Here is a 25835-nt window from a genome sequence, read left to right as displayed (position 1 = left end):
CCTAAGCAAATCGAATTATCATCATGCAAGATGCTATCGCCATTCAAAGCTTAAAAACAGATATCGCTTTACTTCGTCAACATATTTATCCACCTCAATATTTGGAACATGTTGAAGGTTTACCGATTTATTATGGTCTAAAAGATCAGGTCGATGAGTATTATCGTCAATGGCAACCATTGATTGAAAGGGCGCAGGAACTTTGTCAGCCTTTTATGGAAGATGAGCCTGTGGATGCGATTCATTTACCCAGCCATCTGAATCTGCCATTGTTTTTCTTTCACGTCGATCGTATTCGAATCAATAAAACTCGCGCTAAAGAGTCTAAAACTTTTCGTGGTGTTGCGGCATTGATCGAAAAGTGTGGGCAATTTGACACAGATCAGATTTTTGCGATGCAAGAATGGTTAGGGAGTGATGACACTGCTGCTTTGGTGGCTCATCGTGAGTTTATAGATTTACGTACTTACGTGTTTCAGCATGGGCAAAGTGAATATACACGAACCCGTTTTTATATGAATGGTGTAATTTTAAGCGTCGAACCACATTTTAAATTGGTGGATGCACGGGATAAACTACGTAAGCAACGTAATGATAGTTATAGTGATCCGATTGCAGATAATGGCACGTGGAAGATTTATGGGAAGTATCGGTAAATGATTTAAGCTCAATATAAAGATATTATCTGCCTGATAAAGGATTAATTTTCATTTTTCGTTAAGGTGAGCAAGACCTTAAAAATTATGAATAACCGAATACCTTTTGTATAGGTAGTGCCTTATTTTTGGCTGGGCAAACGTAACAAAACCCTTCTGTTAAGTTGATGGCACATCCTTGATGCCACAGCTTAACGGCGGCATTCATGCCTCCAGCACGATAACAGAGTGAGGTGATTTTCCCTTGCAGAGCAATCACTCCTCATCCCAAAAAATGTCTTTGATCGATAAATCCTCTAGTTTCTTTGCAGCCTTCTTAGCAACATGTGGTTGTTGTGCTTTTACCCAACCTAAAGCAAATAAAAATTGTGGGTGCTCTGTAGCTTGTTCCTCGAAAATATGTTCAGCGACAAACAAATCATTATAAAAACCTAAATATTCCTGAATTGGCTGTAATTTATCTAGGAATTGTTGAACATCTTTCTCAGGATAAAGATCAGAAATAAAGTCGATGCAATAACGCAATTGTTTTACTCGTTTGCGGGTTCGATGCTGTTCTTCTACAGCAAGTGATGAAAAATGTTCTGCATCCTTGAGGATTTTTTGATAGAGCTTGGTTAAACTTTTTGCAGCTTGTTTAGTGACTTTAGGCTTTGATTCAGATTCACGATAGCTAAAGTTGAGTAGTGATAAAAATAGCTCAGTAGTTTGAGTCCGACTGAAAATCTTAGCAATATTAGTTGCGTCAGAGGCTGTAAGCTTAAATTCAAAATCACACACTTTCTGAATTAAAGGAATGACCGAATCTTGGATTGCATGATTGTCACGCGAATTACCCAAAGTTCTAAAAATTTCAGCTAACTGACTTTCCCAAGACTCATCAACTTGAGTTGACCAGTTTGAAAAATGTTTTAAGGCAGAACGCAAACGTCTTATTCCCACACGTGCTTGGTGAATATGATCCGCTTCTGCAACACCATCAGCAATCGCTGCTACATTAGGTAAAATATGATTTAACGTATTTTCGACAATTTGTTTGATTGCTTGATCAGCACTAATATCAGATTCTAATTTGAGCGTTTTTGCTTTAGTAGCAGGAGAGACACGTTTAGTTACGGCAAGCAAATTACCACGTTCAGCCTTACTGCGAACATCTAGCCATAATTGATATTTCTTCACCCATGTATGTGCGAATGTAATTAGGTCTTGGGGTGAGCCTTGTTTCAGTTCAAATTCAACTTCACATATTTGGGCTTGACCGTTAGGTGTACGAATTTCACCATCATCTAAACAAACTTCAATTAGCGAATTTTCAAATTCAAAAACATGAAATGTACGTTGCACATCTGTTTGGAACTGAAGTAGTAGTTCAGTAGGCGAGTCACCTAATACATCACGTAGTACACTTTGAACGGTTTGGTTATGTTTATAAAGTGTAAGGTCCAATTCAGGTTCTTGTTCACATTTACCTAAATAGATGTCTTCTTCAATACGTTGCAAATGATTTTTAGTCGCAGCTTTAAAGGTTTGTACCCAGTGATCACCTTCTTGACGCAGACGAATAGCCACATAATTTTTTGCTAATAGACGATCAGCAGTATCATAGTATTTTGCTTGCAAACGAATTTTCTGAGCTGATTGTTTATTTAAAAATTGCAGGACACTTTTTTTCTTAGATTCAGGTAGCTGAAATTTAAGCTCTATTTCCATGATGTTATAACTCCTGACCATTTTTGATAAATATTCTAAAATTAGTATAACGTGTTGATCTCAAAAATTATTGTAAAGATCTTTTAAGTCTCGTTGAGGATGGCTCACAATGACTTTATTTTGAACAAAAAATACTTTAAGTTGTGGGGAGTTTAAAGATTAGGATGATCCACATGAATGCACCAGCTAAGATCGACAAGCCAGTAGAATTCACATTGCCAATTAAAGACTATAATGAATTTTACCGCTTTTATTTAACTGAACATCGTAGTATTGCGAGCCGACGTTTGCATGTAGCTGGCAGTACACTGGGTTTGTATTTTTGGAGTAAAGCAATTCGCCAGCGTAAATCAAAGTATTTGGCTTATGGCTTATTGTCTGGTTATGCGTGTGCATGGGTTGGACACTTTTTCTTTGAACACAATAAACCAGCGAGTTTTAAACAACCGCTTTATAGTTTTATTTCAGATTGGCGTATGTTGTCTGATGTTGTGCGTGGTCGTCTAAGTTTAATTGACCGTCAGTTCGATAAAATTGAATCTTAAACAAGATATTAAAATTAGAAATGTCTAAAGCTGCGTCATAGCAGTTTTTTTGTTCTAAGGTTTATTTTTAGTAATGTAAATGTGCACACTCTCTTTAATTTTTAAATAAGAAAATATACCCTGAAACCAACGTTATTTTAGTGGAATTTTCATGCGCGGTTTATACCTCATCACCAATGATGATCCCATTCAACTTCTTTTAGAAAAGTTAGAGGCTGCACTAGCTACTGGTCATATAGCTATTTTGCAATATCGTCGAAAAAAAATAGAAAAAATAAATCAACCATCTGAAGTGGAGTTGATCAAAGTCCTGTGTGAAAAATATCAAGTCCCTTTTGTCATTAATGATGATTTGGCATTAGCAGAACAATTTGGTTTAGGTGTGCATCTAGGGCAGTCCGATGGTGAAATTACTGATGCGATTAAGCGTTTACCCCAAGGAGTAATTATCGGACGTACTTGCTTAAACTCTTTAGACTTGGCAGCAAAAGCAATTTCCGAAGGCGCGACTTATGTAGCATTTGGTGCTGTCTATGCGACATCAACTAAACCAGAAGCGGGCAATGTGGGAATCGAAGTCATCAAACAGGCTCAACAAAAATATGATGTGCCAATTTGTGCGATTGGCGGTTTAACTGTTGAAAATTCTCAAGTCGTGATAGAGGCTGGAGCAAGCCTTTGTGCAGTAATTAGTGATATATTAGGGCGATCAACAGCCGAAATTCCTGCTCGTGTCAGCGCATGGGCGAAATTATTTGCATAATTCTGTGTGTTCACAAGTTGGGACTTTAGTCACTCCCCATTATTTCGATTTAGGTTGAGCCTCATATGAGTTTATCTCCAAAGCAAGAACAGTTATTTAAACAGGCGAATAAACATATTCCAGGTGGCGTAAATTCACCTGTACGTGCATTTAACGGTGTAGGCGGTACGCCAGTTTTTATTGAGAAAGCGAAAGGTGCGTATCTGTGGGATGTTGATGGCAAACGATATATTGACTATGTAGGTTCATGGGGACCGATGATCTTAGGTCATGCACATCCTGATATTATTAAAGCGGTGCAAATCGCAGCTGAGGATGGCTTAAGTTTTGGTGCGCCAACCGTGCATGAAACTACTTTAGCAGACACAATTTGCGAAATTATGCCTTCAATCGAAATGGTTCGTATGACCAGTTCAGGAACTGAAGCGACAATGACCGCAATTCGTTTGGCACGTGGTTATACAGGACGTGACAAGATTGTGAAATTCGAGGGCTGTTATCATGGTCACTCTGATTCGTTATTAGTTAAAGCAGGTTCAGGTTTACTTACTTTGGGTGAGGGTGAGCCGACTTCTAAAGGTGTACCTGTTGATTTTGCAAAACATACTTTAACTTTGCCATATAACAACATTGAAGCATTGAAAGAGTGTTTTAGTAAGTTTAGTCATGAGATTGCAGGTGTAATCATTGAACCTGTAGCAGGCAACATGAATTTAGTAACGCCGATTGACGGGTTCTTGCAAGCAATTCGTGATGTTTGTGATGAATATAAATCAGTCTTCATTATTGATGAAGTAATGACAGGTTTTCGTGTTGCTCTTGGTGGTGCGCAATCAGTCTATAAGGTAAAACCAGATTTAACGACTTTAGGTAAAATCATTGGTGCAGGATTACCAGTGGGTGCTTTTGGTGGTAAACGTGAAATCATGGAGTGTATCGCACCGCTAGGCGGCGTGTATCAAGCAGGGACATTGTCAGGAAATCCTTTGGCAATGCGTGCGGGTATTGCGATGTTTAAGCATCTACGTGAACCTGAATTCTATGACAAATTAGCTGCGCAATTAGAAAAACTGCTTGCTGGTTTACAAGTTGCAGCAGATGAAGCTGGTATTCCATTCAAAACTCAGCAAGTAGGTGGAATGTTTGGTTTGTATTTCACAGATCAAGATGACATCACAAGTTTTGATTCCATGTTAGCCTGTGATGTGGGTGCGTTTAAGAAATTCTTCCATGGTATGCTTAAACGTGGTGTTTACCTTGCACCTTCAGCATTCGAAGCTGGTTTTATTTCTTCAGTACACTCTGATCAAGATATTGCAGAAACGATTCAAGCTGCAAAAGAAACATTTGCTGAAATGAAAGCTTCTGCTTAATTTCAGATATCAGGAAACACCATGACTATTGTTGTGGTGTTTTTTTAGATATGGAATAAAAAATTAGAATTAAATCGATTTTTTCATTGTATTTCTAGTCTAAGCTTTTTATGATTGCCCGCTTGTTTTCATCGAGTCGTTGGAAGGCTACCTTGAGTGATTTTCTAAGTGAACATTTGATTCATCGTGATGAAGATTTTATGGTCATCCATAAACCCGCAGGGCTACTCACCGTACCTGGAAAAACACCTGATTTGCAAGATTGTTTAATCAATCGCTTATTAAAACTAGAGCCAAAAACTTTACTGATTCACCGCTTAGATCGGGATACTTCAGGAATACTGGTTTTTGGTTTATCTAAATTTGGGCAGAGTCATATTTCTCGCCAATTCCAAGATCGTCAAACCTCAAAAATTTACCAAGCTTTGGTTGCAGGACATCTCGAAGGTGAAGGTATCGTCGATATACCAGTGATTTATGATCCAAGTCGTCCGCCATTGCATATCGTTGATGCATCGCATAACAAACCAGCATTAACAGAATGGCAAGTCATCGAACATTTAGAAATTAAAGGACATCCTGTAACCCGAGTTCAACTCGTTCCGATTACAGGTCGTTCGCATCAGCTTCGTGTGCATATGCAGTATTTAGGTCACCCGATCTTAGGTGATACTTTGTACGCTACGCCAGAACAACAACAGCTTTATGATCGTTTGTGTTTACATGCGACAGAACTAAGCTTCACTCATCCTAAAACAGCTCAGCAGTTGACATTCAATTGTCCTGTACAGTTTTAGCCCAAAACTTTTTTATGAAACATGATGTGATGCGCGCTATTTGAACGCGCTTTGTGTCAAAATACATATCGTTGAAAACTACATAAAATGCATTAATTCTTCGTTGAATTAAGCACTACAATATGTAGGCTAACTTGAGATAAAGGTGGAAAAATTGCAGCAGTTTGCTATTGGTCAACGTTGGTTATCAGATACAGAAACTGAACTAGGTTTAGGCGTTCTTATTGATGTGGATGAACGTTCTATCAGCATTTTATTCCCCAAAAGTGATGAAACACGTGTGTATGCACGTAACAATGCACCTTTATCTCGTATCATTTTCAATGTAAACGATGAAGTGCAAGATCAAGAAGGCACAAAATGGATTGTTGAAGCAATCGAAGATCGACATGGAGTGCTTCGATACGAAGTTGTTCGTACTTTAGAAAATGGCGAGCAAGAACGTAAGTCGTTGAATGAAACACGTATTGGTGCGCAAATTCAGCTTTCAAAACCTTTAGAGCGTTTGCTTGCTAGTCAAATTGATTACAAAGAATGGTATGACCTTCGGATCGAAGCGATGCTATTACAAGCGCAAATGCATACTAGTCCTTTACGTGGTTTCCTTGGCGCTCGTGTTGGATTGATTCCACATCAACTTTATATCGCTCACGAAGTCGGTAAGCGTTTTGCCCCACGTGTTTTGTTAGCAGATGAAGTGGGGCTAGGTAAAACCATTGAAGCTGGTTTAATCATCCATCAACAACTAAAAACGGGTCGCTCAGAACGTATTCTGATTTTGGTTCCTGATTCATTGCAGTATCAATGGATGATTGAAATGCGTCGTCGTTTCAATTTGCAATTTTCTCTTTTTGACTTAACACGTACTGCTTCGATCAAAGAACACGATCCTGACCTCAATCCATTTTTAACTGAGCAATGTATTATTGCCAGTGTTGATTTGATGGTTGACCATGAAGACTTGCGTGAGCAAGCCGTAGAAGCTGGCTTTGACTTACTCGTCGTAGATGAAGCACATCACTTAATGTGGAGTGAAGAAGACGGTGGTAATGATCGTTATGATTTAGTAGAAGAACTCGCTGAACAAACAGCAGGTGTGCTTTTGCTTACTGCTACACCAGAGCAACTAGGCGTAGAAAGTCACTTTGCGCGACTTCGTTTGCTGGATCCACAACGTTTTAGCAGTTTAGATCGCTTCCTCGACGAAGAAGAACAATATCAGCATACTGCGAAAATAGCAGAAGTATTGATGTCTGATGAGGCATTGACTGAAGAGCATTTGGTCGCACTAGACGGCTTATTGGGTCATCGTATTGATGATCAGCCAGAACAGCGTATGCGAGCGATCCATGAATTATTAGACCGTCATGGTACAGGTCGTATTTTATTCCGTAACACGCGTGAAGCGATTCAAGGTTTCCCAGGTCGTGACTGTCAACCTGCACCATTGCCTGCACCAGAAGACTGGTCTTTTGACGGCAAAATGCGAGAGCAAATGTGGCCTGAAGAGGGACAGCTCGATGGTTCTTGGATGGAAACTGATCCTCGTGTGCCGTGGTTGATGGAAGTACTGCGTAAAGATCTCAAGCACAAAAAAGTATTGTTGATCGCACGTAGTGGACCTGTAGTTGAAGCTTTAGAAAATGCCCTACGTTTACATGCAGGTATTCGTACAGCAATGTTCCATGAAGGCATGAGCTTATTAGAGCGTGACCAAGCCGCCGCATATTTTGCTGAAGATAGTTATGGTGCTCAGATTTTACTGTGCTCTGAAATTGGTTCAGAAGGGCGTAACTTCCAGTTTGCCAGTGATTTAATTTTATTTGATTTGCCTGCAAACCCTGATGTGCTCGAACAGCGTATTGGTCGACTAGATCGTATTGGTCAAGAAAACCGTATCCAAATTCATGTGCCATATTTGGTAGGCACCGCTCAAGAGCGTATGTTCCGTTGGTACAACGAAGCACTTAATATTTTCAGCAATATCTCTCCAACTGCGCAAACCTTGCAAGAGAACTTTATTGTTGAGTTAAAAGATTGTTTGCTTGCTGATCAAGGTCAGACTTTTGAAGATTTACTTGAAGAAGTGAATGTACAACGCCAAGCTTTGGAAGCTGAATTACAAGCTGGTCGTGACAGATTGCTAGAGTACAATTCATGTCGTCCAGTGGTTGCACAAGGTATTGTACAAGCACTCGAAGATTATGATGACAATACGACTTTGCCGATGTTTGTTAAACGCTTTATGTCATCTACCAATATCGATTTTGATGAGCAAAGCAACGGTACAGTAATCATTAAGCCTACTGATCAAATGCAAGTTCAAGGTTTGACCTTAGACGAAGAAGGTATGACAGCGACTTTCTACCGTGATCAGGCTCAGATTCGTGAAGATGCGCAGTATTTGACACTTGAGCATCCATTTATTGAAAGTGTGATGGAAATGATCCGCACACAATCATTTGGTAGTACCAATGTTGCGTTGTTGAAATCAAATGCATTAAAACAAGGTTCAGTTCTGTTGGAAGTTTGGTTTAAGGTGGATGTGGTTGCACCAAAAGCCCTGAACTTACCATCAAGCCTTCCAAAGCAGTTGATTCGTGTTTTATTGAGCGAAAATGGTCAAGATTTATCTGCCAAGATTGATCCAAGTATTTTACGTCCATACTTGCACCATTTAGATGGTAATAGCTGCCGTCAGGTGGTGAAAGCGCGCCGTGATGTGATTGAGACACGTTATGCTCAAGCTTTGGATATTGCTAAAACATCGTTACCTGAATTGATGCAGCAAGCGAAAGAGCACTACAGTAGTAAATGGCAATATGAAATTGACCGTTTAACTTATCTGAAGCAATTCAATCCAAGTATTCGCCAAGATGAAATTGAGCGCTTACAAAAATTCCAAAAAGAAGGGTTAGGACTACTTGATGGACTTTCTGTTACCCCAGAAGCGATTCAGGTACTGGTTGTGGTTAAACCATAATTAGCGCTGAAAAAAAAGAGGACTGAATTGTCCTCTTTTTTTCGTCTTGAATAAACTAAACTTAGTTTTGGTCAATATTGGCTTCTAAGAACCATAAATACTGATCTAAGTCTTCTAAAGCTGCATGAATAATATCTTCAGAAATTGGGTCTTTAATATCTTCGATCGTATCACGTAGATGATTTGCGACTACACCATAACGATCTGCCAATTCTTTCAAGTGGTCTTGTACAGCATGAATCGCGACAGGATACGGTTTAAGATGTGAACTTTCAGCGACTGTTTGGGTTGTACCCAATGCTGTTCCACCAATTTGCACAGCACGCTCAGCGACATTGTCTAGATGGGTAATGATTGAGGTGCGGAACATATCTAACATTTCATGGACTGCAATAAAATTACTACCACGCATATTCCAATGTGCTTGTTTAGTAAGTAGTGATAAATCAATCAGATTCGCAAGAATTTGATTTAGAATTTTGACCGTTGCTTCTTTAATCGAATCATCTAAATTATTACGTGTATATACTTTTAGAGCTGCTGAAGAATTCATAGTTACCTCATTCAATTATTGTATGTGAAATTTGATGAATTAAACGAATGATCTATTTCAAGTTTCAGCTTAACCCGCGCTATGCAGAAGGAGTGTTTTAATTCTTAACCCTTTTGTAAATTATGGTGAGTTTAAATATTTTTTCTATTGTAATTACATGGTGTTAGAGTAAGGTTGAACTAAGCATGATTTAAATAATCAACCAAAAAGTAAATTAGGACTTTGCCTGAAACTTCTGTTTATGAAATGAGTATAAAAACAATGGAAAATGAAAAAGATAAACCCACAATCGTCATTAATGATCATCCTGAACAGGCTCATATAGAACGTTTAAAGGAAAAGCTTAGATATAAACAAGCCTTAAGAGAAAATTCTAGGAAAATTGATCATAAGCATGTACGACTAAATATTCAGGCAGATGCTTTGCCAACCAAAACGTATTTTATTATGAATGCTTTAGCTGCAGTGATTGCTGGTTATGGATTGCTGGCAGACTCAGCCGCAGTTGTAATAGGAGCAATGCTGGTTGCAATGATGTTGGGGCCCATTTCAGGTATTGCACTAGCATTTATTGATAATCGGTGGATTCTATTACAAACCGCTCTGAAAACCCTAGCACTGGGCGTGGTGATGATTTTTAGTATTGGTGTCGTATTGGGTTTGATTAACTTCAATATGCCTTTAACTAGTGAAATTTTATCTCGAACTCAGCCGACAGTAATTGACTTGATGATTGCCTTAGCAGGCGGTGCAGCAGGGGCGTTTGCTTCAATTTCACCAAGATTGTCTGTAGCGGTGGTTGGTGTTGCTGTGGCTACTGCATTGGTTCCACCATTAGTGGCAAGTGGCATATTGTTAGCCCATGCGGAATTACGTCATTCAGCAAATGCATTTTTATTGGCTTTAACCAATATGGTTGCTATTCAGATTAGTTCTTCACTCGTGTTGTGGATTGCAGGTTTCAGACGTGGTTCAAATGAACAAGTACAAAGTAATGTTTTGGAATTTATCAAAAGAAATGCAATCAGCTTAATTTTCCTTTTGATACTCGCAATTTATTTATCTGCTAATTTCATACATATGTTGCAAAAACAAATGTATGAAACTAAATCTAAAACTGCGATTGAGCAATTACTAAATCAAAAAAATAATATTATCGACACTATTCAGTTCGAGCAGCAAAAGCAATACACCTTAATCCGAGTTGTGGTGCGAGGGGATACGGTACCTACGCTCAGTCAAATCGAGCAACTGAATCAGATGATGCCAGCAGATGATCGAAGTAATCCGACTGTCGTGCAGGTTCGATTTATTCCTGTAGAAATTATTGAAGAGCAAATTCGCTTTAATACTGAGATTTCACCCGATGAGGCGAAGCGGCTTGTCGTGCAGTGATGAACAAGTATTATCGAATACTTGATTCATCTAAATGACGTGCACCTTCCAAGATCATACGAATCATAATCATGGTTTGTTCAGCAACTTCGGTGCGCTGTTCAGCAGGTATCTCAATAACTTTTGCACCCATATTAAATACGAGTTGTGTAATCGCTTTCGCGGCAATATCAGCATGACTAATTTTGCCATTATTCATTTGTTCTAAGCGGATTAGATCTTCTTGGAGTTCTTGTTGGAAAAAATTGAGTTGGCGATCAACAGCAGCTTTGTACGATGTTGAACCTGTATAGCCTTCACGCAACAACAAACTTAAGTTGCCTTCATCTGCATCCAATTGCTGGATAAAGACTTCAACAGAACTGCGAATAATACTTTGTTGTTTAGAGGCTTGCAGTCGAGCTTCACGAATGATACGGCGCAATACCAAACCAGAGCGGTCTATCAATGCAATCGCAAGTTCATCAATGTCTTTGAAATGACGATAAAAGCTATTTGGTGCAATCCCTGCTTCACGGGCTATCTCACGCAGACTAAGAGAGGCGATACTTTTTTGAGGACCGATCAAATTTAAGGTGGCTTGGAACAATTCCTCACGCGTAATCGTTGCTTTTCTACCAACCGAACGTACTTGAGATTTCATTTGGATGACATCTTGTTCATTTACTGTGTCATTGCCAAGCGGTAAAAAAGAAGAATGAACCATTGTTTTCAAAATATAAGTGAGCTAGTCAGGATTATAGCTGTTGTACAAAGACTTGTGAAATGTAAATTTTTATACGAGTGTATATACAAATATATATACATATGCATAATAATTAAAAAACGATCAGAGTTCCCGATCATGCAAGCACTCCAAAAGAGAACTTCATTATTTAATTCATTGGTTCAAAGTGTAATAGCACATCACGATGCTGATTTTTGGTTGCAAAAAGTTAACCCTTTATGGTCAATCAATCAGTCCCTAGCACGTGTCGTAAAAAAACAAGTTGTAGCAAAAGATACAGTTAGCCTTATTTTAGAATGTAATCGTCATGTAGCACGTGGACTCGCAGGGCAACACCATCCTGTAACGGTTGAAATTGCAGGTCGTCATTACGAACGGACATATAGTCTGATGCAGTTAGATGCTGATCATCTGTGCTTAACAGTCAAAAAAGTTGATCAAGGTTTGGTCAGTTCATGGTTGGTCGAAAAAAGCCAAGTTGGAGATATCCTTCGTTTGGGACAACCATATGGTGATATGCAACAGAGTATTCAGACACCAAAGTTACTTTTACTCGCTGCGGGCAGTGGTATTACACCGATGTTGAGCTTGATCGAAAGTTTGAGTCAGACCAAGCAATTGAACAAAACACCTGTACAACTTATGTACTGGGTCAAAACTCATCAGGACGCTGCATACACAGATTATTTAAAAGAGATCGCAGAAAACTTTCCAAATTTCAGTTATCAAATATTCTATACCCAAGAACAAGATCAACGCCTAAACCAAAATCATGTAGAAACTTTGGGGGCGTTAAATGAAATTACCGTTTACGCATGTGGTCCCTCAGGATTTGCTTCAACAGCAGAATCTTTATTTGTTGAGGCTGCCGTCGTACAGACTGAGGCTTTTAGCTTAAGTCAATTTAGTGCTGAGCAAACAGATATTGGCTTCATTAATGTCACGTTGACTAAGTCCAATAAAACAGTCGCCATTCCTAAAGGTCAGTCCATTTTATCGAGCTTAGAACAGCAAGGCATCAAGCCAAATCATGGTTGTCGTATGGGAATTTGCAACAAATGTGCCTGTACTAAAGCCCAAGGTGCGACAAAGAACTTGCTGAATGGTGCTGCAAATCAAGAACCGACTCAGTTATTAAAAATTTGTGTGAATTCAGCTCAATCAGATCTTGTAATTGATCTATAAGAGAGATAAAGATTATGAACATGCCTGTTAAAGTTCAATATTTTAAAAATCCAAAAAACCGAGATTTAACTGCTGCTGAGTTAGATGCTTTTGCCCGTGAATTAGATCAAATCAAACAAGAAGTACTAAATGATTTAGGCGAGAAAGACGCGAAGTATATTCGTCGAGTTTATGCGTCTATTCGATATAGTAGTTTCTTAGGTCGTGCATTACTCTTTGCAGGATGGTTTCCACCAGCTTGGTTATTAGGTACTGGCTTATTGGGCTATGCCAAAATCATGGAAAATATGGAATTGGGTCATAATGTGATGCATGGGCAATATGACTGGATGAATGATCCAAAATTTAATGGTCAAACCTACGAGTGGGATACAGTCGGGACATCGGATAACTGGCGTCAAACTCATAATTATAAGCATCATACTTATACCAATGTTAAGGGAATGGATGATGATGTGGGTTATGGGGTATTTCGTTTATTTCCAGAACAACGTTGGACTAAATTTACTTTAATTCAACCAATTTATATCGTGCCATTTAGCCTATTGTTCCAATGGGGTGTTGCAATTCAAAATCTTGAATTAGGTAAAGTTGTCTACAAGCGTAAGACTATGGACGAGTTTAAGCAGGAATGGAAACCTGTGCAAAAGAAAATCGCGAAGCAACTGTTTAAAGATTATGTGTTTTTTCCATTGATTGCTGGTCCATCGGCGATTCCTGTGTTCACGGGTAATCTTGTTGCCAATGGTCTTCGTAATATCTGGACATTTAGTATTATTTTCTGCGGACATTTTACTAAAGATGCTGAAGTTTTCCCTAAAGCAGTTCTACAAAATGAAAGCCGTGGTCATTGGTATATGCGACAAATTCGCGGTTCTTCGAATTTAACAGGATCGGAGGCTTTTCATATTTTGACGGGTCATTTGAGTCATCAAATTGAGCACCACTTATTTCCTGATATTCCAGCACGCCGTTACCGTGAAATCGCACCTAAAGTTGAAGCGGTATGTAAAAAATATGGTTTGAATTACAACAACGCAAGCTTTGTAAAGCAATTTGGCGAAGTTGTGGGACGTATCTTCAAATATGCATTACCTTTTAAAAAGTAATCCCTGATTCAAAAAAAGCCCCGATATGTTTTTATATCGGGGCTTTTTTATTTCTTTTTAGAAATCCACATTGTAATTTTTGCGTGGAAAACTTTTTCATTTGCTTTGTCGAAAACATCGACATTGACAAGATATTCACCTGCTTTATCCCAATCATAATTTTGTTCAACAGGTGAGGCAATTGCGATCAAATCAGTTTCTGCTTTTTTCAAATATTCAACAGTCATTCCTTTAGGAATCCAACGATGTGTTGCAGGAACGGTAACTTCTGTCATTGTTCCTCCAGCAAGTTCAGCCATATTACACATCGCGATCGCGTGTACAGTCCCTATATGGTTGAGCACTGAACGTTTTTTCTTAATCGAAATTTTGCACGAATTCGGCTTTAGTTCTTCAAATAGCGGAGAAATACTACTGAAATATGGTGCTTTTAGGCAAAGCATGCGTGTAAATGTCCATTTGCCTGCGGGTAAAGCAGAAGCTTTGTTCCACAATTCTAGAGTTGAAGCCATGTTAAATTACCTTGATAAAAACAGAATTTAATTCTTTTACAGAATATAATTCTGTTTACAAGTTGTGGTCAAGTCATTCACAATAGTTCCGACAATCGGTGAACTCAAATTGAATATGCAAACGGCTCAACAATTATTAGAAAGGTTGTATCCTCAACGAAGATCTTTGTTAAAGCGTCAAATATTATTTGATGCGTTATCGTGTTTTTTAGAGTTTGGATTAGATGCCACTAGCATTGAGATGATTAGAGAACGTTCAGAAAGCAGTGTAGGAGGGATCTATCATCATTTCAAAAATAAAGAGGGTGTAATTGCCGCTTTAGTGTTTGCAGCTTTAGATGATCAATCAAGATTAAGAGATCAATACTTAGAGCAGACGCAATCTTTAAAAGAACTGATCTATAGCTTGATTTATAGTTATGTTGATTGGGTTGCTGATCAGCCAGAGTTCGCTAAATTTTTATTACTTGCACATTACAGTGTAATGAAAGGTGAACACCGTTCGGTTCTAATTGAAAAGAATAAGCTCAGAAATAAAACGCTACGCAACTACATTTCACAGTATTCTGAAGCATCTTTATTGAAATCAGCTCCAGCAGAGTTAATGATGTCTTTAGTGATTGGTGCAACAGAAAACTATTGCCGTGCTTGGTTGTTTGAAAAGGTTGATACGAATCCGAAAATTTATCGAGAATTGTTGGCTAAAGCTGCATGGGATTCTTTACAAAATTTAGCTGAGATAGAGTGAAGAAAAGGCATATTACATGCCTTTTCTTGTATTTATGCCCATTCAAATTATTTGAATTGAATCGAACCATTAGCATTTACGATAATTTTTGACTCACCCGCAGCCATATCTTGAGCAGGAGCAGCTTCTGCCATTGCAAATTTTGCAACGCCACCACGCATCATGGGTTGAGGGAAGTAATTGCTGGTATTTAAATTTAAACTGACAAGATTATATTGTGCTTTGTTCCACGCTTGCGTGATTGATTGAGCACGCTGTTGGAAGTTTTTAGAAGCCTCAATCATTAACTCATTTTCAACTTTCTTTCGTTGCTCATCAGATACGGTAAAGTTAATAGATTGAGTTTGAAAATTTTGTTGTAGTTCACTGATTAGCTGACTTGCCGCCTTGAAGTCCTTACTTTCTAACTGGATTTCTGCACGAGCACGCCATTCTTTTAATTTATTGTTGTCATTGTCATAAACAGGATAAGTGCTTTGAGCACCTGTTTCAACTTTGACTTGTGGATATTTCCGAGAAAGAGCTTGAGCTTGATTCATCAGTTGATTGATTTGATTTGAGAGTTCTGCAGGTTGCTTATGACTCTTTTCGATGTACAGAACTGCCTGCATTTGATCATTGGCAACTTGGCGTGATGCATCAGCTTGGATATTGACGATATTATAGTTTAATTGGTTGGAATCTTGGGCAAATGCGCTTGAACTGAGAGCTGCACCTAACATCATCGAAGCGAGTGCTAAAGTACGCATAAATTTTTCCTTAAAGTGACGATTAACAAATTATTTTTACAACTTTCATATTAAAAAGAACTGATGTTGAACTTCTGCAGATTTTGTGGTGTCTTTGTAATAAATTTGAGATGTTTTGCAATAAGAAAATAAAATAAAAATATTTAAATAATAAATAGTTATGATGATGGTTTTGACCATTTATCTAAAAATTTATATGTAGATAAAAAAAGCATACTTTCTTTCGCTTGTCACATAGTATGATGATAATTCATCATAGTTAATTGAAAGAAACATTTTTTCAATAATATTAGATGAATGTCAGGCATAAAAAGAGTTTATTTTATTTCAAAATTAGGTATCATCTCGCACCTAGTTGAAAGATATAAAACATTTTGTCTGCACTAGATTCTAAAAAGCACCGAGTCAAACGACCGCAAGTCACCAGACTTATTTCTTTTACCCATATCAGAGATGGTAATTCGATATGAGCGTTACTTCCGTAAACCCTGCCGCTAATGCATCCAACGAATATTATTTGACTCGCCAAAGTCAGATGGAATCAAATGTTCGTAGTTATCCACGTAAATTACCGTTAGCGATAGCGAAAGCACAGGGCTGCTGGGTTACAGATGTTGAGGGTACTCAATACCTCGACTGTTTAGCTGGGGCAGGAACATTGGCTTTAGGTCATAATCATCCTGCGGTGATTCAAAGTATTCAAGATACATTGGCAAGTGGTTTGCCTTTGCATACTTTAGACTTAACGACTCCTTTAAAAGATGCTTTTACTGAAGCACTTTTGGCTTACTTGCCAGGCGGTAAAGAAGAATATTGCTTACAGTTCTGTGGACCATCTGGTGCAGATGCTACAGAAGCGGCGATTAAACTTGCTAAAACATATACTGGTCGTAGTTCTGTGATCAGTTTTTCAGGTGGATACCACGGTATGACTCATGGTTCACTGTCGATGACAGGTAACTTGAGTGCTAAAAATGCCGTGAATGGTCTTATGCCTGGCGTTCAGTTTATGCCATATCCACATGAATATCGTTGCCCACTTGGTTTAGGTGGTGAAGCGGGTGTTGATGCTTTGACTTACTTCTTTGAAAATTTCATCGAAGATGTTGAAAGTGGTGTAACGAAACCTGCTGCTGTGATTCTTGAAGCAATTCAAGGTGAAGGCGGTGTCGTAACTGCACCTGTTAAGTGGTTACAAAAAATTCGTGAAGTGACTGAAAAGCACAACATCGTTTTAATTTTGGACGAAGTTCAAGCTGGTTTTGCACGTTCAGGTAAAATGTTTGCCTTTGAACATGCAGGTATCGAGCCTGATGTTGTGGTGATGTCAAAAGCTGTAGGCGGTGGTTTACCATTAGCCGTGCTTGGTATTAAGCGTAAGTTTGATGCTTGGCAGCCAGCAGGTCACACGGGTACTTTCCGTGGCAACCAGTTGGCAATGGGTACAGGTTTAATGGTTCTAAAAACTATTTCTGAACAAAACCTAGCTCAAAATGCGCAAGAGCGTGGTGATTTCTTACAAGCTGAATTCAAAAAGTTAGCTCAAGAATTCCCATGTATCGGTAATGTCCGTGGTCGTGGTTTGATGATCGGCGTTGAAATCGTTGATGAGCGTAAACCAGCTGACCATATGGGTTCACTTCCTGCTGATGCACAATTAGCTGCGGCAATTCAAACCGCTTGTTTCAACAATAAACTTTTACTTGAGAAAGGTGGTCGTAACGGTACTGTAATTCGTTTACTTTGCCCACTTATCATCAATCAAGACGAATGTGTTGAAGTAGTTGCACGCTTCAAAAAAGCGATTGCAGAAGCTTTAAAAGCAGTACGAGGCTAATCCATGGTTGATTTTGCAGAACATCGTAAAGCGTTACTCTGCAATGATGCACAATCCATTGCTGACTATCAGTCAGCAATGGGCGAAGCGGTTAAAGCCGTTTCAGCATGGTTGCAAAATGATAAAATGTACACAGGTGGAAGTATTAAAGATTTGCGTGCAGCAATTTCTTTTAATCCATCAAAAGAAGGTTTAGGTGTACAACAATCATTACAACGTATGGTTGAGCTTTTCCTCAACAAAAGTTTAAAAGTACATCATCCACACTCACTTGCACATTTGCATTGCCCAACGATGGTGATGAGCCAAATTGCGGAAGTGTTAATCAATGCAACGAACCAATCTATGGATTCATGGGATCAAAGCCCAGCGGGTTCATTGATGGAAGTTCAGCTTATTGATTGGTTACGCCAAAAAGTGGGCTATGGCGCAGGTCAAGCAGGTGTATTCACTTCAGGTGGAACACAGTCTAACTTGATGGGTGTATTGCTTGCACGTGACTGGTGTATCTCAAAAAACTGGAAAGATGAAAATGGTAATCCATGGTCTGTTCAGCGTGATGGTATTCCTGCAGAAGCAATGAAAAACGTCAAAGTCATTTGTTCTGAAAATGCACACTTCTCTGTGCAAAAGAACATGGCAATGATGGGGATGGGCTTCCAGTCGGTCGTGACTGTTCCTGTCAATGAAAATGCGCAAATGGATGTCGATGCACTCGAAAAAACCATGGCACATCTTCAGTCTGAAGGCAAAATCGTTGCTTGTGTTGTTGCTACAGCGGGGACGACAGATGCTGGTGCAATCGATCCACTCAAGAAAATCCGTGAAATTACCAATAAATTTGGTTCTTGGATGCATATTGATGCTGCTTGGGGTGGTGCGCTGATTCTTTCTAATGATCATCGTGCAATGCTTGATGGAATTGAATTGTCAGACTCAATCACACTTGATTTCCATAAGCATTATTTCCAAAGCATTAGTTGTGGCGCTTTCTTGTTGAAAGACGAGGCTAACTATCGCTTTATGCATTATGAAGCTGAGTATTTAAACTCTGCTTATGATGAAGAGCATGGTGTACCTAACCTTGTGTCTAAATCATTGCAAACGACTCGTCGTTTTGATGCATTAAAATTGTGGATGACAGTTGAAGCATTAGGTGAAGAGCTTTATGGTTCAATGATCGACCACGGTGTGAAATTAACACGTGAAGTTGCAGACTACATCAAAGCAACCGCAGGTCTAGAATTGTTGGTTGAACCACAATTTGCTTCTGTTCTGTTCCGTGTTGTTCCAGAAGGTTATCCAACTGAGTTTATTGATAGTTTGAACCAAAACGTTGCAGATGAATTATTTGCACGTGGTGAGGCGAATATTGGTGTGACTAAAGTTGGTCAGGTTCAATCATTGAAAATGACAACTTTAAGTCCAGTTGCAACACTTGAAAACGTTCAAAATCTTCTTGCGCTTGTGCTTGCAGAAGCTGATCGTATTAAAGATGCAATCGTTGCTGGTACTTATGTTCCTGCGATCGATTAATTGCAATTTAATTTGATATGCCAATAAAAAAGAGGTCTTTGAAAGACCTCTTTTTTATTTAAAAATTTATATAAAGTAATATTAAGCTGCAAAAATTGGACTGAATCCCATTTTTCGCAATAGTTTTCGATACATGCTTGAACTGCGATCGGCTGGAAAATGAGCTTCCATAGAGAGATCTAATGGAAGATATTCAGGTTTTTGCGTCTCGACAATTAGTCTGTCTTCTTCAAATATCGCTAAGTTAAATTTACAAGCATCTTCAACAGGGAGATCTTTATCATAATTCCGACAGATTGGAGCAAATAAGCGCGTTTGACGAGCAGATACAGGACTCGCTGCATTCATAATTACTTGCTTACTATTGTGAGGAAAATGGATTGTTAGAGTTGCAGTGAAAGGAAGACTGATTTCGAAATGTCTTAGCCATTGAAAACCTTCTTTGCCACGTTGGTCAATCCCAATTGGATAACGACCAACACTGCTGAGATAGTCTGCATCAAAACCATAATTGGTCTCGGTTGTTATGTAATCAGGAACTTCAACATTGTCAGGATCACCAAAAGTATCAGGATGTACCCAAGCAAAATGAGCCACATCAATGAAGCCTTCTAGCTGACGACCAGCAAAACAATTTAAATCTACAAATGGACAAACCAGTTGTTGAAAATTTGAATCATCCCAATAGGGCATATGTGGAATATTGGGTTTTTCATTTAATGGAGCGGTTAAGCAACACCAGATCAACCCATATTTTTCAGCAGCAGCATATGTTTTTAAATGGAAGCGATCAGATATTTTATGCTGTGGGTACGTAGGAATTCGATTGCATTTTCCATCTTCGCCAAAACGTAAACCATGATAGCGACAAACTACTCCAAGACCATCATTACGCCCTAGACTTAGAGGAACACCACGGTGAGGACAAGCATCCTTTGCAACAATAACTTGATCGGCTATTTTATAAATTACTAATGGCATATCCAATAGCATTGTAGCAGTTGGCTGTTCTGTAATATCACGTGCTAAGGCAATCGGATACCAGTGTTGGGAAAGCAAGTGCCAGTCATGCTCAGGAAAGGTCATATGGATCGGTAAATCTGGGTTAAATGTCGCAATGGCTTTGGTATTCATGATCTCAGTTTTCTATTCATTTAAAATGAATATAGATCAATACACCGTTCTAAGAAATTTCAATAAACTGAATAGATTGTTGATTTTTTTAGAACACAGTCTTTATTTAAATGTACTATTTTTTGATCATTCGATGAGTTTAAAGAAATCTAAAAACATACTTTTAAATTCAAAAATGTTGGAATTGTTTGGTTTTTAGACCATATTTGAATTAATAAAATTGTCATACTATTTTAGAGTGGGAAAAATGCTTTAAATCTTAGTCGCAATATTTTTTCAATTAATGGATGCATATTTCCTTTAAAAATCGAGCAGAGGGTGTAATAATTCAATGAAATATTGCAGCTCTGCTGAAAATAGCAATTTTTTAACAATAAAATTATTCGTTTATATAATTGATATTGATAAATATTTAATTAATTATCACACATCACATCAATTATCATCAAAGCGTCACAAAGTTGTAACCTATTTGTCATATTATCTGATCAAAATGCAGTTAACCAAAGTACAACACTTGAAGTTAAAAGAGTTGTAAATCAAATTGTATAAATGAGAGAAGACAGAATGCGCTTAAATCCACGTTATATCGCACTTGCATTAGCTGTATCTGGGGCAACTGTAGCAGGAACTGCTAACGCAGCTCGTGATACGATTCAAATTGCTGGTTCATCAACTGTATTACCTTATGCAAGTATTGTTGCAGAAGAATTTGGTAATACTTTCCCACAATTCAAAGCACCAGTTGTTGGTTCAGGCGGTTCTTCAGGTGGTTTGAAACAATTCTGTCAAGGTGTTGGCGACAACACAATTGATATCGCGAACTCTTCACGTGCTATCAAAGATACTGAAATCGCTGCATGTAAAAAAGCTGGCGTAAACCAAATCCAAGAAATCAAAATTGGTTATGACGGTATCGTATTTGCATCAAATGTAAAAAAAGCTGCGTATAAATTAAAACCTTATCACGTATTCACAGCATTATCTGCTCAATTACCTTCAAATGGTAAATTAGTTCCAAACCCATATACAACTTGGAACCAAATTGATAAATCTTTACCAAATGAGCCGATTACTTTAGTTATTCCTGCATCTAACCACGGTACTCGTGAAGTATTCCAAGAGAAAATGGTTGAAGCAGGTTGTGAAGCTTATGATTACTTCAAAAACTTAGACAAAGAAGCTCAGAAAAAAGCGTGCTCTACATTCCGTAAAGATGGTCGCGTAATCGAAATCGCTGGTGACTATACAGAAACTCTTGCTCGCTTAAAGACTTCACCAAGCGCTGTAGGTGTATTTGGTCTTGGCTTCTATGACTTGAACCGTGACAAGTTACGTGTTGCAACTGTAAACAACGTTGTTCCTTCTGAGAAGACAATTTTAAGTGGTCAGTACCCAGTTTCTCGCCCATTGTTCTTCTATGTGAAAGGCGAACACTTGAAGTCAATCAAAGGTTTACCACAATACGTAGAATACTTCTTAAACAAGAAAGTATCTGGTAAAGGCTCTAAGTTAGAAAAAGCTGGTTTGATCGCATTGAATGACAAAGAACGTGCAAAAATCCTTGCTGATTTTAAAGCTGGTAAAACAGTTAAATAAGTTTACTTAATAACGGAGGCTGGTGAGACTTAGGTTCATCGGCCTTTTTGTCTAGCTAAGTTTTTTCAAATGATGAAAATTGAGAAAACAGTGGAGATTACATGAATCTGCTACTTATCGGTGTGTTATTAGCCCTTGTGGCAATCGCATATCAAATCGGGCTGAGCAAAAGCCGTAACCTAGCAGGTAAGGGGAATAACTCAGTAGCACTACATTCTCGTCCTGTGTATTACGGGGCTTTGGTTGCCTTGTGGTGTGGTATTCCTGCTTTTTTAATTTTGATAATTTGGAACTTGGTTGAACCGAGTGTTTTACAACATATTATTTTTAATAATATCCCAGCATCCGTCAGTGCAACTTTAGATGAAGCAGGGCGTGATGTATTAATTGATCGTGTTCAAGCCATTGCTTCAGGTTTTGGTGTCACGGATCAAGCTGCGGCTTATGAAGTTGCTGCTGCACAACAATTAGCAAAATTTCAAACGATTGGGACTTTTGCTAAGTTAGCTGTTGTTATCAGTGTTGCGTTAGCTGGTTTAGTTTGGGCAAAGCGTAAAGTTAGTGAGCAATATCGTGCACGAAATCAGGTTGAAAAAACAATTAACGTTGCCTTGATTCTATGTTCTGGTGTTGCGATTTTAACAACTATTGGTATCGTTCTTTCGATGCTGACAGAAGCATTACATTTCTTTAAATTTGTCAGTCCTACTGATTTCTTCTTCGGTACAGAATGGAACCCAGGTTTCAGCACAACAGGAAATGCTGAAGGCAGTTATGGAATTTTGCCATTACTTTGGGGGACATTAATGGTCAGTGGTATCGCATTACTTGTTGCGGTTCCGATTGGCTTAATGATTGCAATTTACTTGGCAGAATATGCATCTCCAAAGCTACGTGCTTGGGCAAAACCAATTATTGAAGTATTAGCAGGTATTCCTACTATTGTTTACGGTGTATTTGCACTTATGGTCATCGGACCATTCTTCAAAATGGTAGGTGAAAGTGTTGGTATTAATATCAATGCGACAAGTGCTTTGACTGCTGGCTTTGTTATGGGAATTATGATTATCCCATTCGTATCATCATTATCAGATGACATCATTACTCAAGTTCCACGTTCACTCCGTGATGGTTCTTTAGGTTTGGGTGCTACAAAATCTGAAACGATTAGACAAGTTGTTTTACCTGCTGCACTTCCTGGTATTACAGGCGCATTTTTACTTGCTGTTTCTCGTGCTGTTGGTGAGACCATGATTGTGGTACTCGCAGCAGGGAATAGCCCATTACTGCATGCAAACCCATTAGAAGCTGTTTCAACAGTGACTGTAACAATTGTAAAACAGTTAACTGGTGATACAGATTTCGCAAGTCCACAAGCTTTGGTTGCATTTGCCCTAGGTTTAACGTTGTTTGTGATTACTTTGGGTCTAAACATTATTGCACTGTATATCGTGCGCAAATATCGTGAGCAATACGAATGAGTTCATCAAAGACATCTCCTTTGGATCCAAATGCGTTTGATCCTCAAGTGGCTGCTGAACAACGTGAACAGCGCAAAAAAGTTATCCAAAGCTCGTTGGCAAAACGTCATCGCAAAGAAAAAATGTTCCGTCTGGGTGGTTTCTCTGCAGTCGTGATTGGTTTGGCATTTGTGGCTTTACTATTCGGAAGTATTTTAGCGAGAGGCTTACCAGCTTTCTGGCAGAGTAGTATGACTGTTCCTGTTTATTTTGATCCTACGATCATTAATGCAGGACCGAAACCAAAACCAACTGCGGGTGAGTCGCCAGCTCATTTTGAAGAGCGCTTTGTTGCTTGGCAAACTGAAATGGGTATGGTGGATTGGGATGCATTGATCGTAAATGGTATTGTTGCTAAAGACCCAGCACTTGAGTCGCAACGTGATTATTTGACTGGTATGTATACTAGCTCTGAAGCATACCGTTTACGTGATATGGTTCTTGCAAATCCAGCATTAATTGGCACTAAGCAAGAACTTAAATTCTTGGCAGATGCCAATGTCGATGTATGGTTATCTGGAAATATTGATCGTTCATTGCCTGATGATCAGCAACAACTTGATCCAGAAGTACGTCAACTCGCTGATCAGTTAGAAGCAAAAGGGATCATTGAAAGTACGTTTAATACCAACTTATTTGTTAGCCCTGACTCTCGTAGTTCTCCTGCAATCAGTGGTTTGGCTGGTGCATTCATGGGTTCATTGTTCATGATGCTCATCGTGATCGTGATCTCTATTCCAATTGGGGTTGCAAGTGCCATTTACTTGGAAGAATTTGCGCCGAAAAATATGATGACAGACATCATCGAAGTAAATATTAATAACTTGGCTGCTGTTCCTTCGATTGTGTTTGGTTTGTTAGGTGCTGCTATCTTTATCGGATGGATGCAACTGCCACTTTCAGCTCCGTTAGTGGGTGGTTTGGTTTTAAGTCTAATGACATTACCAACTGTAATCATTACCACACGTGCATCATTGAAGGCAGTACCACCATCTATCCGTCAAGCTGCATTAGGTTTAGGTGCATCGAAAGTACAAACAGTCTTCCATCATGTATTGCCACTCGCGCTTCCTGGCATTATGACAGGTTCGATTATTGGTGTAGCACACGCATTGGGTGAAACAGCGCCATTACTCCTGATTGGTATGAGTGCCTTCGTTGCAAGTGTTCCGACATCACCACTTGATCAAGCAACAGCATTGCCTGTACAAGTATATTTGTGGCAAGGTAATGAACTACGTAACTTCTTTGAAGGACGTACAGCAGCAGCGATTATTGTGCTTCTAGCATTGATGATTGGTTTAAACAGCCTTGCTATTTGGCTACGTAAGAAATTTGAAGTGCGTTGGTAATTGAGGAGAGTACAATGAATACGATTGAAATTATGAACGCATTAGAAAAGGATAAGTCAGTGAATCCACAGCAAACAGAATCGAATTCATCTGAAGCACAAGTTCAGCAATCTAATACTGCTTTTGTTTCTCAGTTTGAAACGGCTTCATCAAATAAAAAGCCTAAAAGCAATGAAGTAAAAATCATGACCAAAGATGTTCATGTTTACTATGGTGAAACTGAAGCGATTAAAGGTATTGATCTTGATATCTATCAAAATGAAGTGATTGCTTTTATTGGTCCATCAGGGTGTGGTAAATCGACTTTCTTGCGTACTTTGAATCGCATGAATGATACGATTGATACTTGTCGCGTAACAGGTAAAGTCACTCTAGATAATCAAGATATTTATGATCCAAATCTTGATGTGGTTCTACTACGTGCGCAAGTTGGTATGGTATTCCAAAAACCGAATCCATTTCCTAAATCAATTTTCGATAACGTAGCTTATGGTCCTAAGCTACATGGCTTAGCTCGTGATAAATACGATTTGGAAGAAATCGTTGAAAACAGTTTACGTAAAGCTGGTCTGTGGGAAGAAGTGAAAGATCGTTTGAGTCAGCCAGGAACAGGTTTGTCAGGTGGTCAGCAACAACGCTTATGTATTGCACGTACAATCGCAGTAAGCCCTGAAGTGATCTTAATGGATGAGCCGTGTTCAGCACTTGATCCAATTGCAACTGCGAAGATTGAAGAATTAATTTCTGAACTTTCTGAGCAATATACGATTGCCATTGTAACGCACTCAATGCAACAAGCAGCTCGTGTATCTGATCGTACTGCTTACTTCCATTTAGGTGATTTGATCGAAGTGAACTCAACTGAGAAAATATTTACTCAGCCAGATCATCAATTAACTGAAGCATATATTACAGGTCGTTTCGGTTGATATTTTTACAGTGAAAAGAAGAGCCTTCGGGCACTGCTGTCCCACAAATATCACAAGAAGAACCTCAATTGAGGTTCTTCTTGTTTTCGCCATTTTTTATCAGGCACAAAGAGTGACCTTAAA

22 protein-coding genes are annotated in these 25835 nt (G+C 38.8%); 16 read left to right on the top strand and 6 right to left on the bottom strand.

Annotated features, from left to right (window positions below; translation table 11 throughout):
* The first annotated feature begins 23 nt into the window (after nucleotides 1-23).
* On the top strand, nucleotides 24-656 hold the full coding sequence (locus MKL32_RS02595) for a hypothetical protein (protein WP_125272605.1): 633 nt from the start codon (nucleotides 24-26) through the stop codon (nucleotides 654-656).
* A 255-nt stretch (nucleotides 657-911) separates the two neighbouring features.
* Here the strand turns inward: MKL32_RS02595 and MKL32_RS02590 are convergent, their stop codons facing one another.
* On the bottom strand, nucleotides 912-2366 hold the full coding sequence (locus MKL32_RS02590; RefSeq protein WP_270900133.1) for a CYTH and CHAD domain-containing protein: 1455 nt from the start codon (nucleotides 2364-2366) through the stop codon (nucleotides 912-914).
* A 173-nt stretch (nucleotides 2367-2539) separates the two neighbouring features.
* Between MKL32_RS02590 and MKL32_RS02585 the strand changes: the two genes are divergently transcribed.
* The 5 genes from MKL32_RS02585 to rapA all read left to right on the top strand — a co-directional run bounded on the left by MKL32_RS02585 (nucleotide 2540) and on the right by rapA (nucleotide 8827).
* A complete protein-coding gene (locus MKL32_RS02585) occupies nucleotides 2540-2911 on the top strand; it encodes a DUF962 domain-containing protein (RefSeq protein ID WP_125272603.1) in 372 nt (123 codons plus the stop codon).
* 151 nt (nucleotides 2912-3062) lie between these two features.
* Nucleotides 3063-3674, top strand: coding sequence for a thiamine phosphate synthase (thiE, locus tag MKL32_RS02580; protein ID WP_004956252.1), 612 nt, complete (start codon nucleotides 3063-3065; stop codon nucleotides 3672-3674).
* Between the two features lie 65 nt (nucleotides 3675-3739).
* Entirely contained in the window at nucleotides 3740-5047 is a 1308-nt protein-coding gene (gene hemL, locus MKL32_RS02575; protein ID WP_125272602.1) for a glutamate-1-semialdehyde 2,1-aminomutase, read from the top strand.
* 152 nt (nucleotides 5048-5199) lie between these two features.
* Nucleotides 5200-5844 carry an RluA family pseudouridine synthase gene (locus tag MKL32_RS02570; RefSeq protein WP_171455476.1) on the top strand — a complete coding sequence of 215 codons (645 nt, stop codon included), beginning with the start codon at nucleotides 5200-5202 and terminating at the stop codon, nucleotides 5842-5844.
* Between the two features lie 145 nt (nucleotides 5845-5989).
* Nucleotides 5990-8827: an RNA polymerase-associated protein RapA gene (rapA, locus tag MKL32_RS02565; RefSeq protein ID WP_125272600.1), complete on the top strand. Its 2838-nt coding sequence runs from the start codon at nucleotides 5990-5992 to the stop codon at nucleotides 8825-8827.
* Nucleotides 8828-8888: 61 nt separating this feature from the next.
* Here rapA and dps read toward each other — a convergent pair whose 3' ends face one another.
* Nucleotides 8889-9380, bottom strand: coding sequence for a DNA starvation/stationary phase protection protein Dps (gene dps / locus MKL32_RS02560; protein ID WP_004912565.1), 492 nt, complete (start codon nucleotides 9378-9380; stop codon nucleotides 8889-8891).
* 261 nt (nucleotides 9381-9641) lie between these two features.
* On the opposite strand from dps, the gene MKL32_RS02555 reads away from it, so the two are divergent.
* Nucleotides 9642-10775 carry a TIGR00341 family protein gene (locus tag MKL32_RS02555; RefSeq protein WP_270900132.1) on the top strand — a complete coding sequence of 378 codons (1134 nt, stop codon included), beginning with the start codon at nucleotides 9642-9644 and terminating at the stop codon, nucleotides 10773-10775.
* Nucleotides 10776-10785: 10 nt separating this feature from the next.
* Here the strand turns inward: MKL32_RS02555 and fabR are convergent, their stop codons facing one another.
* Complete coding sequence (gene fabR / locus MKL32_RS02550) at nucleotides 10786-11481, bottom strand: HTH-type transcriptional repressor FabR (RefSeq protein WP_004912559.1); 696 nt, start codon at nucleotides 11479-11481, stop codon at nucleotides 10786-10788.
* Nucleotides 11482-11619: 138 nt separating this feature from the next.
* Between fabR and MKL32_RS02545 the strand changes: the two genes are divergently transcribed.
* Both MKL32_RS02545 and MKL32_RS02540 read left to right on the top strand, forming a co-directional pair.
* Nucleotides 11620-12687: a ferredoxin reductase gene (locus MKL32_RS02545; protein WP_112986982.1), complete on the top strand. Its 1068-nt coding sequence runs from the start codon at nucleotides 11620-11622 to the stop codon at nucleotides 12685-12687.
* 14 nt (nucleotides 12688-12701) lie between these two features.
* Nucleotides 12702-13796: a fatty acid desaturase family protein gene (locus MKL32_RS02540; protein ID WP_004956266.1), complete on the top strand. Its 1095-nt coding sequence runs from the start codon at nucleotides 12702-12704 to the stop codon at nucleotides 13794-13796.
* Between the two features lie 47 nt (nucleotides 13797-13843).
* Here the strand turns inward: MKL32_RS02540 and MKL32_RS02535 are convergent, their stop codons facing one another.
* The gene (locus tag MKL32_RS02535; RefSeq protein ID WP_004912553.1) at nucleotides 13844-14308 is read right to left on the bottom strand and encodes a hotdog fold domain-containing protein; all 465 of its coding nucleotides are present in this window, start codon (nucleotides 14306-14308) and stop codon (nucleotides 13844-13846) included.
* A gap of 115 nt (nucleotides 14309-14423) precedes the next feature.
* Between MKL32_RS02535 and MKL32_RS02530 the strand changes: the two genes are divergently transcribed.
* On the top strand, nucleotides 14424-15056 hold the full coding sequence (locus MKL32_RS02530; RefSeq protein WP_125299669.1) for a TetR/AcrR family transcriptional regulator: 633 nt from the start codon (nucleotides 14424-14426) through the stop codon (nucleotides 15054-15056).
* Nucleotides 15057-15103: 47 nt separating this feature from the next.
* On the opposite strand, the gene MKL32_RS02525 is transcribed toward MKL32_RS02530, so the two are convergent.
* Nucleotides 15104-15805, bottom strand: coding sequence for an SIMPL domain-containing protein (locus MKL32_RS02525; RefSeq protein ID WP_004956273.1), 702 nt, complete (start codon nucleotides 15803-15805; stop codon nucleotides 15104-15106).
* Nucleotides 15806-16271: 466 nt separating this feature from the next.
* Here MKL32_RS02525 and MKL32_RS02520 point away from each other — a divergent pair, with 466 nt between their 5' ends.
* Both MKL32_RS02520 and MKL32_RS02515 read left to right on the top strand, forming a co-directional pair.
* Nucleotides 16272-17642 carry a diaminobutyrate--2-oxoglutarate transaminase gene (locus MKL32_RS02520; RefSeq protein WP_004755817.1) on the top strand — a complete coding sequence of 457 codons (1371 nt, stop codon included), beginning with the start codon at nucleotides 16272-16274 and terminating at the stop codon, nucleotides 17640-17642.
* A 3-nt stretch (nucleotides 17643-17645) separates the two neighbouring features.
* Complete coding sequence (locus MKL32_RS02515; protein WP_005402276.1) at nucleotides 17646-19178, top strand: pyridoxal phosphate-dependent decarboxylase family protein; 1533 nt, start codon at nucleotides 17646-17648, stop codon at nucleotides 19176-19178.
* Nucleotides 19179-19259: 81 nt separating this feature from the next.
* Here MKL32_RS02515 and MKL32_RS02510 read toward each other — a convergent pair whose 3' ends face one another.
* Nucleotides 19260-20312, bottom strand: a complete 1053-nt coding sequence (locus MKL32_RS02510; RefSeq protein WP_270900131.1) for an aromatic ring-hydroxylating oxygenase subunit alpha — start codon at nucleotides 20310-20312, stop codon at nucleotides 19260-19262.
* A gap of 567 nt (nucleotides 20313-20879) precedes the next feature.
* Here MKL32_RS02510 and MKL32_RS02505 point away from each other — a divergent pair.
* The 4 genes from MKL32_RS02505 to pstB all read left to right on the top strand — a co-directional run bounded on the left by MKL32_RS02505 (nucleotide 20880) and on the right by pstB (nucleotide 25712).
* Entirely contained in the window at nucleotides 20880-21911 is a 1032-nt protein-coding gene (locus MKL32_RS02505; protein WP_004912535.1) for a substrate-binding domain-containing protein, read from the top strand.
* A 101-nt stretch (nucleotides 21912-22012) separates the two neighbouring features.
* Entirely contained in the window at nucleotides 22013-23392 is a 1380-nt protein-coding gene (pstC, locus tag MKL32_RS02500) for a phosphate ABC transporter permease subunit PstC (RefSeq protein WP_004912533.1), read from the top strand.
* Nucleotides 23389-24783: a phosphate ABC transporter permease PstA gene (gene pstA / locus MKL32_RS02495; RefSeq protein ID WP_005402278.1), complete on the top strand. Its 1395-nt coding sequence runs from the start codon at nucleotides 23389-23391 to the stop codon at nucleotides 24781-24783. Before pstC ends, pstA begins: the two co-directional genes overlap by 4 nt.
* Nucleotides 24784-24797: 14 nt before the next feature.
* Nucleotides 24798-25712: a phosphate ABC transporter ATP-binding protein PstB gene (pstB, locus tag MKL32_RS02490; protein WP_004912527.1), complete on the top strand. Its 915-nt coding sequence runs from the start codon at nucleotides 24798-24800 to the stop codon at nucleotides 25710-25712.
* The last annotated feature ends 123 nt before the right edge of the window (nucleotides 25713-25835 follow it).

This window comes from Acinetobacter sp. AOR34_HL (assembly GCF_027854795.1).
GTDB classification, from domain to species: Bacteria; Pseudomonadota; Gammaproteobacteria; order Pseudomonadales; family Moraxellaceae; genus Acinetobacter; species Acinetobacter junii.
Note: the sequence above shows the minus strand (reverse complement) of the source record. Positions and strands in the feature narration are given on the sequence as shown.

Coding starts and splice junctions, on each gene's coding strand:
- fabR (WP_004912559.1), bottom strand. CDS start 11,481: ATGGTTCATTCTTCTTTTTTACCGCTTGGCAATGACACAGTAAATGAA.
- pstB (WP_004912527.1), top strand. CDS start 24,798: ATGAATACGATTGAAATTATGAACGCATTAGAAAAGGATAAGTCAGTG.
- MKL32_RS02555 (WP_270900132.1), top strand. CDS start 9,642: ATGGAAAATGAAAAAGATAAACCCACAATCGTCATTAATGATCATCCT.
- MKL32_RS02590 (WP_270900133.1), bottom strand. CDS start 2,366: ATGGAAATAGAGCTTAAATTTCAGCTACCTGAATCTAAGAAAAAAAGT.
- pstA (WP_005402278.1), top strand. CDS start 23,389: ATGAGTTCATCAAAGACATCTCCTTTGGATCCAAATGCGTTTGATCCT.
- MKL32_RS02545 (WP_112986982.1), top strand. CDS start 11,620: ATGCAAGCACTCCAAAAGAGAACTTCATTATTTAATTCATTGGTTCAA.
- MKL32_RS02535 (WP_004912553.1), bottom strand. CDS start 14,308: ATGGCTTCAACTCTAGAATTGTGGAACAAAGCTTCTGCTTTACCCGCA.
- dps (WP_004912565.1), bottom strand. CDS start 9,380: ATGAATTCTTCAGCAGCTCTAAAAGTATATACACGTAATAATTTAGAT.
- MKL32_RS02520 (WP_004755817.1), top strand. CDS start 16,272: ATGAGCGTTACTTCCGTAAACCCTGCCGCTAATGCATCCAACGAATAT.
- MKL32_RS02585 (WP_125272603.1), top strand. CDS start 2,540: ATGAATGCACCAGCTAAGATCGACAAGCCAGTAGAATTCACATTGCCA.
- thiE (WP_004956252.1), top strand. CDS start 3,063: ATGCGCGGTTTATACCTCATCACCAATGATGATCCCATTCAACTTCTT.
- MKL32_RS02515 (WP_005402276.1), top strand. CDS start 17,646: ATGGTTGATTTTGCAGAACATCGTAAAGCGTTACTCTGCAATGATGCA.
- MKL32_RS02530 (WP_125299669.1), top strand. CDS start 14,424: ATGCAAACGGCTCAACAATTATTAGAAAGGTTGTATCCTCAACGAAGA.
- MKL32_RS02505 (WP_004912535.1), top strand. CDS start 20,880: ATGCGCTTAAATCCACGTTATATCGCACTTGCATTAGCTGTATCTGGG.
- MKL32_RS02540 (WP_004956266.1), top strand. CDS start 12,702: ATGAACATGCCTGTTAAAGTTCAATATTTTAAAAATCCAAAAAACCGA.
- hemL (WP_125272602.1), top strand. CDS start 3,740: ATGAGTTTATCTCCAAAGCAAGAACAGTTATTTAAACAGGCGAATAAA.
- MKL32_RS02595 (WP_125272605.1), top strand. CDS start 24: ATGCAAGATGCTATCGCCATTCAAAGCTTAAAAACAGATATCGCTTTA.
- pstC (WP_004912533.1), top strand. CDS start 22,013: ATGAATCTGCTACTTATCGGTGTGTTATTAGCCCTTGTGGCAATCGCA.
- MKL32_RS02525 (WP_004956273.1), bottom strand. CDS start 15,805: ATGCGTACTTTAGCACTCGCTTCGATGATGTTAGGTGCAGCTCTCAGT.
- MKL32_RS02510 (WP_270900131.1), bottom strand. CDS start 20,312: ATGAATACCAAAGCCATTGCGACATTTAACCCAGATTTACCGATCCAT.